Genomic DNA, 14,679 nt, shown 5'->3' with positions numbered 1-14,679 from the left:
TGAGCCGTATGCAGTGAAAGTTGCACGTACGGTTCTTAGGAGAGCGGCACTTGGCAACAGGTGCCGCTTATCCGACAGAAATGTGTCGAAAGAGAGCAAACTTAATTGTCGTCTTACAATTAAAGTCATAAACATGTTTGTGAGAAATGCTTTCAGCATTTTATTTGCGGTACACAGCGCCATTTTGTTGTGTATTGAGGGGTTAATAAGTCACGACGCATTGCCCATTTATGCTCTATCCCTTGAGCGGCTAAAAATACAGTGTCATTGCCGTACTTGTGGTTAATCAAGTCCAAAGTGCTCATAAGTGCTGGGTTACTGGTCGGTTGGTTAAACAAATCAAATTGGTTAAACTTTTCACTCAGGAGATCGATAAGCCCTACACCAATGCGGTAATAACGTACATTTTCACGAAATAGTCTAAATGCAGCATCACTCATCCCTTTAGTGAGTGCTAAAGTACAATTTGTTGGGCAAGGGAAGTGCACTATGGCTTTGTAACTCACAGGACGCTCATCGTGGGGTGAGCTGCTTGCAAATAAAAGCATTGTCTTACAGTTTGTACCTTGTTTACGCGCTTTGGCTGCTGCAATACCAACATGTTTACTCAGTGCCTGCAATAGTGATTCATAGTCTGTAATACGCTCACCAACGCTTCTGGTTGAGAATATTTGCTTTTTATCCTCTCTTGCTTCATCCCACGCTTTACACGCTTGTCCGTTGAGCTCACGAACTGTACGCTCTATTTCAATACTGAACTGTTTCCTTGCAAGTGCCGGTGGCATCGATGCTAACTGCAATGCCGTTCTAATATTCATCAACTCAAGTTTTTTGCTTATTCGACGGCCAATGCCCCAAACATCACCAACAGGTATCATCTGTAAAATAGACACTCGTTCTTGCTCATTACTAATAAAACAAACACCGTCGTAGCCCTCAATTTTTTTAGCCGCATGATTCGCTATTTTAGCAAGAGTGAGCGTTTCACCTATACCGACACAAACTGCTAACCTGGCTTCTTTCCAAACTGCACGCCGGATGAGTTGGCCTTGTGTGTGTAAGCATTTTATCGCAGGGTAGGTGTTTTTGAAGGAGAGAAAGCTTTCATCAATCGAGTAAACATGCTGTTCAGGGGCATAGCGGCCGATGATATTCATCATCTTGCTGGACAAATCTGCATAAAGTTCATAGTTAGACGAACAGACGATAACACCTCGTCGAGCGCATAATTCCTTAACTTGAAAATAAGGCAAAAACTTTTGAATACCTGCTTCTTTGGCCTGTCTATTAGCTGCCACAATACACCCATCGTTATTGCTCAAAACAATAATGGGTTTACCACGCCAATCTGGTCGAAAGACTTGTTCCGCACTGCAATAAAAGGAGTTAGCATCAACTAAGGCAAACATCTAATGACCACACAATAATGGGCTTTGTCGATGGCAACGGACAGAGCGAGTAACAACCCCCTCAATACTAAAACTATCGTAGTCATGAATGGTAACTGGCCGGTATTGTTGATTGGATGACAGAAGGACTCTTCGTTTTGTATCCAGTATTTTGCAAACGAATTCACCATTAAAATTGGCAACAATAACATCACCATTACGAGCCGTTTCGTGTCGATCAACAATGATCATATCACCATCAAAAATCCCGACATCTTGCATAGACTCACCCTGAGCAATGCCAATAAAGGTAGAGCTCGGATGCTCAATTAACAGATCATCTAAGCTCATACCTAGCTGAGTATATTCAGCCGCTGGGCTTTCAAAACCTGTAATGCCTGCTTGCGCCGGTATAGGAATTACTTTCATTGCAAAATACCACTGTATATAAGTACAGTTATTCTAGCAGTAAAGATTAAAGATTCAAGCATTGTTATATTGCAGGTTGTTGTATACCTCTGTTTTGATTGTTAGGTAAGCGACAACTCACTCTACTTAGAAGAGTTCTTTTTGTTTTTACCTGATGAATGTAGGCCTATAACTATAAGAACGAATATAACTCCCGCAGCTGTAAATGTATCTTCTTGATTAATGAAATCAGTCCACTTTAAAAAAATAGCAGCAAGACACGACACAAAAAACAATACAACATGAGCGACAATTAGAGTCCATAACTCTGGCGTATTTTTATTTATAAAAAAAATAATGCCACCGACAATAACAATAGGTATCCACCAAAGGGTTCCACCTCTACTAGCACCTCTACCAGCTTCAGCGACTTCAGGGAAAAGAAATAAAGACAATGTTAAAACAATAAAAATAGCACAAAATAGAAATTTACTAATTCCAATTAAGAGCTTCATATTTGCTTACTCCTGTGTTGCCCACTTTGTGGAAATTTCGTGTTATGGCTATTTGACAAGTAATATCTCGCCACTTGGCTTGAAACCAGTGAGCCTTTTAGGTGCGATAGAACAAATTTTTAATAAAAATGCTTAGGACTTTTTTAACAACAGGGATTAGTGGTTTCTTTCAAAAGTCCACCCTATAGTAAGAACTTCACTCAAAACAGGAAAATCATAACTAGCTAACGGCTTAGTTATACCATCTGCATTTGGAGCTATTTCAGTAGAGATATTGTCTCCAAATAGCTTCATTAGCTTATTCTTACTACTTTCAGTTGCTTCATTCCACCATGTTGGTGATACAAAAACATTTTCAAAATTTTTGAACATATATTGGATAGTAAGTGGGACATATTGCTCTTGCTCTTTATTTAAAAGCGAAGTCATTAGCTTACAGCATGTTTCATCGCTATTTTTCAACCAAGAGAATGCAATTATACCTCTATTCCCATCATAATATGACGTCACGGATAAGTAATCTGTACGTTTTGTAAAGTCCATCAAATCTTGAAGTTGCACACCATCGAAGTCAAAATCTGGGTTAATGCCTCCACAAACCATCACAGGCGGGACTTCATTAAATATAAAGACTACAGCTCTTGCGGAAGAAAAGTCATCAGCCTCTAAAGCAAGTTCAAAGTAATGTTTTTGATGTTTCAGATCTTCAATTGCAGTTTTAGTACCCAACTCGATTAAAAAATTAGTCATCTGTATATCTTGTTGCGTTTCTAAAGGTTTACCTTTATCTACGCTATGTCTTAAAGGCGCTAATTCTTGGGCACTTTCTTTTGCATAATATTCTCGTGCGAAAGCACGATAAGCTAACAAGAAGCATTGCTTCGGAGTAGAGTCGAATAGCTCTTTTTCCAATGGCGCAAAAATAACATCGTCATGATATTTGCAAAAGCCGTTAAACGTAGAAGCATGGTTTATACCAATTTTTTCAAGAGTAGGTTTACCTTTGTTTTTCCTTATGGCCTCAAAATTTATTTTAAGCCCCAGAACATGCCCATCTTCAGCAATAGCCTTTAAGCTTACTGTTTTAGGAACCGTATGCGCTCGTATTATATTGCCAGCACAATGCTCGTGAAATGAATCTGGAGAAGAGCATTTTTTTCGTAAATTGACGCTATTAAATTCTTTATTTACTTCCCAATGTTTCAAGGGCTCCTGTTTGTCGCGAAATAAGTGACATTTTTTATACTTCTTTCGAGATCCACACCAGCAAGAGTCATTCCTTCCAATTTTTGTATTGTACAAACTAAACTCCTTGTGAGCTCCTAACTCAGCCGCTCTGCGGCAATCTTGGAGCGTAGCGTAAATTGTCCGATGGCTGCGCATTGAAATACCAAAAGGTTACTCTTGTCACTCTTGAGGTTTTTCAAACAACATTTTGCCAATAAACCAAATCGACTGTCCAATATTGGAAATTAATTGCTGCCCTTGCTTTAAAAATGAATTTTCATTATTAATTCCAGCAAGCTCTAAAGCCTCTCCGATCTTTGAGCTAGTCGGATGAGCATCACCTATTCGCATATCATAAGCACCTACAATTGGTCCAAATACTTTACGAGCAGTGTCGGCACCAACTTTCTGTGCTAATACGTCTTGTAAGAGCTTGTTTGAACCAAGTTTATCTTTATTGGAGTGTGTTGACAGCGTCCGCAACTCTTGAACGTTCAGCCTATCAGAAAAAACACGTACAATTTCTTTTGTTAACCTTAATAGTGACGCTTGATCCTTACTTGTAAATCTGGATATTTTCTTCAAGGCCTCCGAGCGATCTATGTCATGAGAGAAAAGAGCAATATTAAACTTTTTCTTAAATCCGTTCTCGAGCATGTCCATCACTTCGAAAAGTAACTCCTCTACAGCATGAGTTTGCGCTGGTTGAGCCTTCACTTGAGAATCTAACAATTCACTGGAAACCTTTCCTTCAGGGACAATATTTTGAGCTGCCCAAATGTGCTGCTCCCAGGCCGGAAGACGAGCAATGTCAAAAGCATATATGGTGATGAAATCAGCGGAATTTATTCCAAAATGAATCGAAAATCCGGAAGTGGATTGAATTGCACCTGTCTCGGCTGTATACCATTTAAGTGAGAAGCCTCGGAGACCAAGCAGTTCATCTACAACACTTGAACGAAACCACAACCATCTGCCAACATCTTCATTATTTAACTCAGATGACGCCATGCGCGTACTATCGGTCTCGACTATAAATTGTGGTAGATTTAGATCAGAATCCCCTCTGACGCGTTTGCTGATACCTTGGTGCTCAATCCACTCGTCCCGCCAGAACTCACCTTCTACTCGAACACCATCATAACCTCCTTTGTTTCCTTCAGAGCTTTCATGACCAGTATTGTCGTTAGTTTCTGGCCCCATTACCGGAGCGTCCTCATCTTCATCCACATCAGTTCGCCAAGCACGAAGCATTGCCCAGTTTCCACCAAATACATCATTTATACTTCGAATAAGCAGCTCATAACGACCTTGTTCTCTCTCTTCCTGATGATCTTCCAAGCCCGCATATTCACTAGTTTCAAGTGACGTTACGTTCTCTAGTCTTTGTCGGTAAGACGATAGCCGAAGTGATAAATTTCTAGCCGCCAAATAGTCTAGAAGAAACTCTCTCTTAATTTCTATCAGGGTCTGCTCACCATTTTCATTAAGAACCTCCCGAGCCACGACTACAAAGTTTTCTTCTGGTCTTACCCAATTAGATCCCTCTTTTATGAGCCGAAGCGCAGCAATTAGGTCTGGGGTCAAGATCCATTGCCGTCCCCCAACAACAGGTAGTGATAGTTCAAGGACGAGGTGTATTCCTATAGGCTCGTTATCCTGATATTGATATTCATCTATGGTTGAGTAGTTGCCATCATGGTATGCATATGGGGCGATATTTGAACTTATTCCGATATCATTCCAACTTAGTCTCTCAGCTACAGCGCGATGAACTGGCGAAAAAGCGACAGAGCCACATCCAAAAAACTCGTTTATATAACCTATTTTTTTAACGTTTCCTTTCTCATTGTCAATAGACGCTCTCAGAGGCACCCAAGTTGCTTTTGAAAAAGTCCGACGAGTTTCTTTTTTTTGGAGAATCCAATCTTGATTCATAAGTGAGAACCCTTTGTAGTGGCAAACGGCTTAATTTATTAGGAGCATCAACTAATTCAATGCAACATGCAGCAGACTGACAATCTGAAAGTAGGCTTCCTACTCCGTATTACAGTATCTAATAAGACACTAATAATAAAAACTATTAAAGATGCCAAAAGAATGATTTCGACTTGATTTAAAATATTTCCAAACCAAGTTGAATAGTGCTAGTCATTAATCTAGTAATAGAAGTACATCACAGTCCAAAAGGTACCTCTAATGGATCTGACATACTTTAGTAAATAAATGATTTAGATATCAAGCCCCAATTGAAGGCTGATATTCTTTAATCCAGCAGCACAAACTATTCAAGCATGGTGTTTAGTTTAGAGGTGTTCACTTTAACAAGGCATTATTTTTGAAATCGTCACGATATCAAGTCGGTATTTATGGTTGAAATGTTAGAGCAAATGACTCCCTTTATAAAGTCAGCATTGTAAATCACGAAGTTTGAACGCTTGAAAGCGTTACACTATCAAAGGCGTTTGATGGGTTTTACTGTAAATGTCACTTGTTGTGGCTTATCTTGTAAAGACCTTATAAATACTGGTTCCGACTCTGCTGGTGCGAAATGTTTATCTATTTTTTCGCAATCGTCTAAATGCTTAATCAACTGCGTTACTGCATCGACATATTTTTCAGGGACTCGTTTAACAATGGTTTTTTCATAGCGACTTTTTCTGCCTGATCCTATACGGAAGCCGCCATGTTGCGCTGTTTTCTCGTTTGATTGTTCGGTCATTGAAACTCCCATGTCAGTCTTAAGTAAGTCACACACCAAGCCTGTATAAAACGCCCCAGTAACATCGGCATCAATCACTACGCAGGTGATTTATACCAACAAAGTAGGGTGAGTTAGTGTGCAATAAATACACTATAACCTTAGGTTAGGAGTAATCAAATAGATATTATCAAAATGATAGACTCTATTTGTTTGTTCTCTTGGCAAAGTTGGAGTAACCTAGCCGCATAAACAACAAAAATGTTGTTAATTTAGGTAGATGAACTCTCATATGGACTTGACCAAATTCAACTATGCTCAGCGTGAAAGACTTGCGTTTATTGATTTTTGTCTGCAATTTTTTGGGCAAATATCTCGTGCTGACCTAGTTAATCATTTCAAAACAGGCTTAGCGTCATGCTCGCGTGACTTAACCCTGTATCGAGAGCTTGCACCCCAAAACCTCCACTTAAAGCACGAAACCAAGCTTTACTACCGTACTGCTGAATTTACGCCGGTGTTCGAACACGAACCAGAATCGATCCTTAACAGCCTATGCAATGGCTTTGGTGATGGGTTTTCCAATGGTGTCGCACCGTCAGATATTTGTTTTGATGCTACACGCTTAATTCATCCTCAATCAGATGTTATTGCGGCCATTATGCGGGCTATCAACAACCAACAAGCTATAAGCTGTGAATATGTATCAATAACCTCAGGTGAGAGTCGTCGTATTATTGTTCCGCATAGCTTGTCTAACAATGGTCAACGTTGGCATGTGCGAGGGTTCGATCAAAAATCAAATGAGTTTCGTGATTTTGTTTGCACACGATTAACCCAAATTGCCACAGTCGAAACACCGCTAGACCCATTGCATACTCAACAAGCTGATATCCAGTGGAATCGTATTCACGCAATTACACTCGTGCCACATCCTTCTGTAACACATTTTAAAGCCATAGAGCTTGATTACGCTATGACGGCAGGAAAACTCGATTTAAACGTGCGAGAGGCGCTTTTAGGCTACCTAATGAGGCAATGGAATGTAGATTGTAGTCTCGACGCTTCACTTAATGGAGGTCAGCATCATTTGTGGTTGAGCAATGCAAAGCAACTACAGCATGTAAACAGCTTAACGATAGCGCCTGGTTACAAGGATTTACCATGACGACATCAAATGAATCAAAACCAGATGTGTTGAGGGTGACTGAATACATTCTTGAGCAAAACAAACTGAAGCAAGAGTTTAGCGTTCAGTCCGCGAATAAAAGCAAAGAGCTCAATGGTATTGGCCGTAGCCGGATAGCGCAAATTATGCGAGATATCTGCTTAGACCCAAATGGTGATGGCACCTTAATCACCTACACCACGGTTGATAGCAGCAATATGGATAATAAGTTTGAACATTGGCAGCTTAACGCCAATGCCTATTTCAGTTACTTGTCATATCAGTCTGTTGAGCAAAGCAAACAATCAAACATAACAGCACGGTACGCCCTTTGGGTTGCTGTTGCTGCAATGGCTGTGTCAGCCATTTTTCCACTTATTTCAGTGTGAACATTAGGAATACATCAACATGGCAACGCCTAAAACAACTAAAAGCATCGACAAAAGCAAAGGTTTTGAAGAGACATTATGGGACGCAGCGAACAAGTTGCGCGGTAGTGTAGAGTCTGCCGAATACAAGCATATTGTTTTGAGCTTAATCTTCTTAAAGTTTATCAGCGATAAATTTGAAACACAGCGCAGCAAGTTGATGGATAACGGCATGGGCGATTATGTCGACATGGTCGAGTTTTATGCCAAAGACAACGTATTTTATCTACCAGAAGATGCGCGTTGGTCATTTATCCAAAAGCAAGCCAAGCAAGACGATATCGCAGTTAAAATTGACACTGCACTGCATACCGTTGAAAAGAACAATGTGTCGCTTAAAGGCGCATTGCCAGACAATTACTTTTCACGCCTAGGGCTTGATAGCAGTAAACTGGCTGCGCTTATCGATACCATTAACAACATTGAAACCCTTGCCAATGAATGCGACATGACTCAAGAAGATTTAGTCGGCCGCGTTTACGAATACTTTTTAGGTAAGTTTGCTGCTAACGAAGGTAAAGGCGGCGGGGAGTTCTATACGCCAAAATCGATTGTGGCCTTGATTGCCGAGATGATAGAGCCTTATAAAGGGAAAATTTACGACCCTTGCTGTGGTTCAGGGGGGATGTTTGTTCAGTCGCTTAAGTTTATCGACAGCCACAACGGTAACAAAAAAGACATTTCGATTTACGGCCAAGAGTACACTAATACCACTTACAAGCTAGCTAAGATGAACCTCGCAGTACGGGGTATTTCGGGTAACTTGGGTGATGTAGCAGGTGACAGCTTTTTTAAAGACCAACACCCAGATTTAAAAGCCGATTACATTATGGCTAACCCGCCGTTTAACCAAAAACAATGGCGCGCCGAAAACGAATTAGTTGATGATCCGCGCTGGGCAGGTTTTGATGTGCCGCCAACGGGCAACGCCAACTATGCGTGGATCATGCACATGATCTCAAAACTGAGCGAACACGGCACCGCAGGTTTTGTATTGGCTAATGGTTCCATGAGCTCAAACACCAGTGGTGAAGGGGCTATTAGGCAAAAAATCCTCGAAAATGATTTAGTCGATTGCATGATAGCGCTACCTGGGCAATTGTTTTACACCACCCAAATCCCGGTGTGTTTATGGTTTATTGCTAAAAATAAGAAACAAGATCCCCAAAAGGGTTTTCGTAACCGCGAGGGTGAAACCTTGTTTATTGATGCCCGTGAAATGGGCAGCATGATAAGCCGTACCAACAAAGAGCTCACTAACGAAGATATCGCTCACATTGCCGCAACTTACCATACCTGGCGCGGGGAGAATAAAGCCCTAGTAGGAGCTCAGTTAGATGAAGCAACAGATACACAGTCCGATTCAAAGGCTAACAGCTACCAAGATATAGCTGGTTACTGTAAGTCAGCCACACTCGAAGAGATGAAAGCAAACGAATATGTATTAAGTCCAGGGCGTTACGTTGGCGCAGCTGATTTAGAAGATGATGGCATTTCCTTTGAATCCAAAATGATTTCGCTAAGTAAAACTCTTTATAACCAAATGAAACAAGCAGAATCTTTAGATAAAGCTATCCGTGATAGCCTGGAGGTAATAGGTTATGGCGAGTAATTGGAAAGAATATTCACTTTCAGAAATTACGGAACTAGTAATTGATAATAGGGGGCGAAACCCAAGTTGTTATTCAAATGCAGGGATTCCTGTAATAGATAATTACTTAATTATCAGCGAAGGTGAACCTGAGCTAAGTAAAATAAAGCGTTTTATCGACAAAGATATCTACAACACATTTATAAGAAAATATAATCAAATGGGTGATGTTCTACTCACCTTAGTTGGTAATGGTTACGGAAACGTGGCTATAAGCCCGCAAGAACGATGTATTATTATTCAAAATACTATTGGCCTTCGTACCAAAAGTGGTTTCGACAATCATTTTCTTTATTACCTTCTGAAGGGAAATAGAGCGAGCTTAACAAATTTAAATCGTGGGGCTGCCCAGCCAAGTATCAAAGTTGGTGATGTACTTAATTTATGTTTTTATTTTCCAACTTACGATCAGCAGGGATTAATCGGTAATACTTTGTATCAACTGGATCAGAAAATACGACTAAACCGACAAACTAACCAAACCCTAGAGCAAATGGCGCAGGCGTTGTTTAAAAGCTGGTTTGTCGATTTTGACCCGGTTTTCGACAATGCATTCGATACCGGTTTATCTGTTGATGACTTCCCCGATGAACTGCAAGATCGTGCCATGATCAGGCAGCAACATCGCGCTAATGCGATGCAACAAGGTACTGAAATTGCACTGCAGCAGCCAAGACTACCGTCTGCCACTGTATTGCAACCGAACAGTCCGCAAACCACTCAAACTGAGTCAGAGCGTATCCGTGGATTATTCCCAAGCGAATTTGAGCAATGCGATGACCCAAGCGTCGGCATCAACGGCTGGATCCCGAAGGGAGGTAAGGTTTCAGAGCTAGGTGCATTTATTAAGTTTGCAAATGGTAAAGCAAAAAAATCATCTGATGAGGGAGCTTGTCCAATTTATGGTGCTAACGGAGTCATCGGTAAAACGAATGAATTTAATTTTACAAATGCAGTTATAGTTGGTCGTGTGGGAGCATATTGCGGTGCAATTGAATATTGTAGATATAATTTTTGGTCATCAGATAATACGATAGTTGCAATATCTAAAATTTCTGAAAGTCATATCCCGTTTGTTTTTTACCAATTAAAGTTTTTAGACTTGAATCAATATGCTGGAGGAGCCGCTCAACCACTCCTTAATCAAACTACACTAAATAAATTAAAGGTTCCGTTTTTAAGTATTGAATGCATATCGAAATTCAATGATGTTATTGACGGTTTTTTGCTCAAGCAAATAAAAAATACTGAACAAATAGTCAAATTAAGTGAAATAAGAGACGTCTTACTACCCAAACTCATCTCCGGTGAGTTGCAACTTTCTGAAGCAGTGCAAAGTATTGAAACGATGTAAGTATTAGCCTAAAGCACGGATTATTAACCACTTGGTTAACGTTATAACAATTTAACTAGAAGTAAAATATGGATATCAAATACTGGGAAGGTGGCCTTGAGCGCCACGAAATAGACGCAATTGAAAAAATTAAAAATGTACTGAGTGCACCAAAAAAACAAGCGAAAAAAGGTCAGGGATTAGACACTCTCAAAACTATGAAAAAGCCGTTTAACGACGGCTGGAAAGGCTATGCTGGCTTTCGCTTTATCAATAAAAATAAGCAGGGCGAAATCGATTTATTGATTGTCACCCATTGTAATATTTTGATTATTGAATTGAAGCATTGGAATGGCCTACCAATTACCTCTAATGACGGTAAATGGTTTTTTGGTAATGACGACCGGGGTAAGTCTCCTGTTGAAATTACCCGTAATAAAAAGTTCCTGTTAGATAAATTACTAAAGCCGTTCAAGGGCCAATTTAGTAATGGTAGCCATATTCCACGAGTGCATTTTTTAGTGGTGATGACTGGCAGCAGTGATTTCTCAGGGCTGCAACAGAACGAGCTTGCAGAAACGCTTAGCTTAAGTGATTTTTGTAAAATGTGTTCAAATGAGCATGTCTTTAATCAACACTTCACTCCACATCCAGCCTCTGCTGTTTTATTGCAAGACATCCCATTGCTTGAAGATAAGCTATTGAATAGCACAAAGGTTGAAGCAAGGCCGCTAACCGTTGACGGTTGGGTTGGCCAGGAAGAGATTTTTAAACATCCTAAAGAAAGTTATTCTGAATTTTTAGCACAAAGTGAATCAGACAAAAATGATCGAGCGATTATTCGCAGCTGGAACTTTGATAAACTGTCTAACCTTGAAGCAAAAACACCTGATGGTCGTTTTAAAATAGTCTCGCGTGAGCGCGAAGTATTAACCAAGATTAAACGCGAAAACATCGAGCTATATGGCCATTGTGTGTCGTCGTTAACTATTCCCTCTAAAGAAAAAATCACCACCCAATACAATGAAGTTGTAGAGCTTCCCCATGGTCAGGAACGGTTAAACGATTTTATATCGACATATGGTGAGAACTTGTCGATAGATGAGCGCATCAATTTAGTGAAAGTGTTAGTTGCGAGGTTTGCTGACTTACATCAATTGCATGTGGCGCATAGAGACATAGGACGACACAGTGTTTGGTTAAGTACAGGCCAACGTGTCGCATTGTCTAACTTTATTTCAGCCTTTGAGCGCAAGAAAGAAACCGTGGGCGTGGTTCGTGACGAGCTTTCTGTTTATGAGCAAACCGATCAACTATCTAGCCCTTATCACTATGATGTATCCCGGTTAGCCATTATCGCCTGGGCGATTATTAACGCAAAACGTTTAACACCAAAGTTTGAGCAATCGATTGCAGCAGAGCTCAGTGATTGTGACAGTTGGTTTGGGCCCACTCTGTTACAAGCCTTCGAAGGGAAGTGTTACGCTAATGCTGGCGCGTTTTTAGACGCGTTAGATAAAAATGAGCCTAATCGTGATGAACAATTTTCGTTTTCGACCAAGCAATTAGAACGCTTTGTTAAACACCACAGAATCAGCCGTTTGTACCCAGAAGTTAATTTCGTTTCGGAAACAGACAGTAAAGAAGTTTATATCGCTGCGCATGGCTTAGTAAAAGTCTGGAATAACATTAATCCATCGGAAGTTACTGCTGGCCTTGGGCTTCGTGCATTGTATTTTCTAGAGCGCGTTGAGAAATTACAAAGCTTAGCGTTGAGCTTTATGCCTAAAATTGTTGATGTTGGCATAACGTCACGCGACAGTGCTTTGTATGTAGTAAGCGAATGGATAGATGGCGAGCATTTAAACCCTTTTGCCATGTATAACCGCAAAGAAGAGATTATAAAAAGCTTAATTTCACATGTTATGCATTTGCACTCATTGGGTTTTGCCCATGGTGATTTAAAGCCAGATAATGTGATTATTGATGAAAACGGTGACGTTTTCATTATTGATATGCTTGATTTTCATCATGATGCTGAAGATGTTTATAACGAAGCATACAGCCAATTGGACGCTGAAAACTGTACAGCATTTGAGCGCGACAATTATGCGGTGATGAAAATCAGCGCAGAACTTTTGGGGATTGAATGGTCAAGTGGACTTGAGCAGTCCAGTGCTATTGCAACGGCGATAGTGGAAGAGTTTAACGATGTCGATTACGGATTTAAGGAGTTAACTCGCTTTAAAGAAGCAGTATTTAATCCGCAAAGCAGTCAAACACCGACTATTGAGACAATTCACATCGAAATAGGTAGTCCAAGAGAAACCTTTGAGCCTTTAACTATTTATCCTGACAATGGCAAGCTGTATGTGTTACTTGAAGAAAATACTAGAGGAGACGGATTACTGATTAGTTTTAGTGGTCTTGGTGGTGTACAAAAGTTGTTTTTTAATAGCGCGCAATTTGAATTTGAACATGGGTTGCGACCTATCAGGCTTAATAGCATCTCTAATCGCGATATTGATAAAGCCGTTATCGAGGTCCCGTTTGCCCTGCATATTACGCAAGGGCGAGCGAGTAATCTGCTTAACTTAACTCGGCGTGTTAAACAGTTATATAGTTTTGAAAATGCAGTTAAGCAGTTTTACCTTAAACGCAATGAATCTAAGGCCACTGCCAGCAATGGCAATCTTGAAATAGTTACAGAATCAAATGTTGATGATGTCGATAGCAAGGTAAAGCCTATTTCGACTCGCGATTTATGGAATGCGATATTACATACCGAGACAGAGTCGCATCCGTTTGTTGAGTTAACGGACGAGCCTAGCAATTATAAAGACAGCCTGCTGCTTTCATATGAAGCCGAAAAGGATGTACTTGATTCGTTTACCGCTAAGGATCAAGTTGAGGCGATTATTGTTGATGGTGAGAAAGACTTTTTTATAGGCGAGGTCAATTTAGCGCGGTCTGGTTTAAACAAAATTGTGCTTTCGCGCTCTACAAGTCGGGCAACTAAGTTGAAAGAAGGCGATACTATTTTCTTTCGTAGTAAAGCTGACAAGTCATCATTCAACAAACGTAAAAATGCCGTCACTCGGATAATAGAGCAAGATTCTGTTATCGAGAATTTAGTCGATTACTTTGAGCCTGACTGTAAATTAGACCCGATAGATTATGGTCACCAAGTCACAGATGAAGACTTTGCTGAATATGATCGGGTTGATGACAATGGCAATGTGATTACGTTAAATGATAAACAGCGCATTGCGTTTCAACAGTTGCTGCAACATGGGCCATTGTCGATGTTACAAGGTCCACCTGGTACAGGTAAAACTGAGTTTATTGCTGCCTTTGTGCATTATTTACTTGAGAAAGTAGGCGCTGAACGAATTTTGTTGGTAAGTCAGTCGCACGAGGCAGTGAATACTGCCGCGGAACGTATCCGTAAACACTGTAACCGTTTGAACACTTCTCTTGATGTAGTCCGATTTAGCCGCCGAGAGTCGGTGGTTTCAAACGCTTTGCTGGACACCTTATCAAGTAATATTGTGAGCCAAAAAGCTGAGCAGTTTGAAACTCAACTTAAGTATCGGGTGATGTCATTAGCCAAATCATTAAAAGCGCCAAAAGAATACGTAGAGGCATTTCTTGAGTTAGACAAACAGCTTTTATCGGTTATTGCAGAACAACAAAGCGCTGTTACACAGCTTGCTGATGAAGAGATAGAGCCTAAGCAACGTAAAGAGCTTCGTAAACTAATCAATGAGCGCAAGTCATTAATTAACATGCCTATGCAGTTGGCTCAGTAAGAATGTATTGGCGTGTGAATGATTGCCAAATTTAACAATCTGTTAGGT

The 14,679-nt window shown here is 40.4% G+C and carries 11 protein-coding genes and 1 pseudogene; 5 read left to right on the top strand and 7 right to left on the bottom strand.

All coding sequences use genetic code 11. The features are described from left to right. Positions 1-152 precede the first annotated feature (152 nt). The 7 genes and pseudogenes from AAEZ00_RS19755 to AAEZ00_RS19730 form a co-directional block, all read right to left on the bottom strand. Entirely contained in the window at positions 153-1,409 is a 1,257-nt protein-coding gene (locus tag AAEZ00_RS19755; RefSeq protein ID WP_351089585.1) for a Y-family DNA polymerase, read from the bottom strand. Beyond that, on the bottom strand, positions 1,410-1,817 hold the full coding sequence (locus tag AAEZ00_RS19750; protein WP_351089583.1) for a LexA family protein: 408 nt from the start codon (positions 1,815-1,817) through the stop codon (positions 1,410-1,412). Between the two features lie 122 nt (positions 1,818-1,939). Beyond that, positions 1,940-2,311 carry a hypothetical protein gene (locus AAEZ00_RS19745; protein ID WP_351089581.1) on the bottom strand — a complete coding sequence of 124 codons (372 nt, stop codon included), beginning with the start codon at positions 2,309-2,311 and terminating at the stop codon, positions 1,940-1,942. A gap of 156 nt (positions 2,312-2,467) precedes the next feature. Then, a complete protein-coding gene (locus AAEZ00_RS19740) occupies positions 2,468-3,517 on the bottom strand; it encodes a hypothetical protein (RefSeq protein ID WP_502959343.1) in 1,050 nt (349 codons plus the stop codon). Positions 3,518-3,538: 21 nt separating this feature from the next. Continuing rightward, positions 3,539-3,694: pseudogene (locus AAEZ00_RS22450) on the bottom strand (SEC-C metal-binding domain-containing protein); the annotation flags it as partial. 24 nt (positions 3,695-3,718) lie between these two features. After that, positions 3,719-5,476 (bottom strand): hypothetical protein, encoded by a 1,758-nt coding sequence (locus tag AAEZ00_RS19735; protein WP_351089577.1) that lies wholly within the window; start codon positions 5,474-5,476, stop codon positions 3,719-3,721. A 517-nt stretch (positions 5,477-5,993) separates the two neighbouring features. Beyond that, positions 5,994-6,260 (bottom strand): hypothetical protein, encoded by a 267-nt coding sequence (locus tag AAEZ00_RS19730; RefSeq protein WP_351089575.1) that lies wholly within the window; start codon positions 6,258-6,260, stop codon positions 5,994-5,996. A gap of 271 nt (positions 6,261-6,531) precedes the next feature. On the opposite strand from AAEZ00_RS19730, the gene AAEZ00_RS19725 reads away from it, so the two are divergent. From AAEZ00_RS19725 to AAEZ00_RS19705, 5 genes are all read left to right on the top strand, one after another. Beyond that, positions 6,532-7,407: a WYL domain-containing protein gene (locus AAEZ00_RS19725; protein ID WP_351089573.1), complete on the top strand. Its 876-nt coding sequence runs from the start codon at positions 6,532-6,534 to the stop codon at positions 7,405-7,407. Beyond that, positions 7,404-7,796 (top strand): hypothetical protein, encoded by a 393-nt coding sequence (locus AAEZ00_RS19720; protein WP_351089571.1) that lies wholly within the window; start codon positions 7,404-7,406, stop codon positions 7,794-7,796. The genes AAEZ00_RS19725 and AAEZ00_RS19720 overlap by 4 nt, the downstream gene beginning before the upstream one ends. 19 nt (positions 7,797-7,815) lie before the next feature. After that, positions 7,816-9,447 (top strand): type I restriction-modification system subunit M, encoded by a 1,632-nt coding sequence (locus AAEZ00_RS19715; RefSeq protein WP_351089569.1) that lies wholly within the window; start codon positions 7,816-7,818, stop codon positions 9,445-9,447. Further along, positions 9,437-10,840, top strand: coding sequence for a restriction endonuclease subunit S (locus AAEZ00_RS19710; RefSeq protein ID WP_351089567.1), 1,404 nt, complete (start codon positions 9,437-9,439; stop codon positions 10,838-10,840). The genes AAEZ00_RS19715 and AAEZ00_RS19710 overlap by 11 nt, the downstream gene beginning before the upstream one ends. 68 nt (positions 10,841-10,908) lie before the next feature. Beyond that, a complete protein-coding gene (locus AAEZ00_RS19705) occupies positions 10,909-14,631 on the top strand; it encodes an AAA domain-containing protein (protein WP_351089565.1) in 3,723 nt (1,240 codons plus the stop codon). Positions 14,632-14,679: the final 48 nt, after the last annotated feature.

The organism is Shewanella sp. S1-49-MNA-CIBAN-0167 (genome assembly GCF_040310145.1).
GTDB lineage: Bacteria > Pseudomonadota > Gammaproteobacteria > Enterobacterales > Shewanellaceae > Shewanella > Shewanella psychromarinicola.
This window is presented reverse-complemented; position numbering and strand designations above follow the sequence as displayed.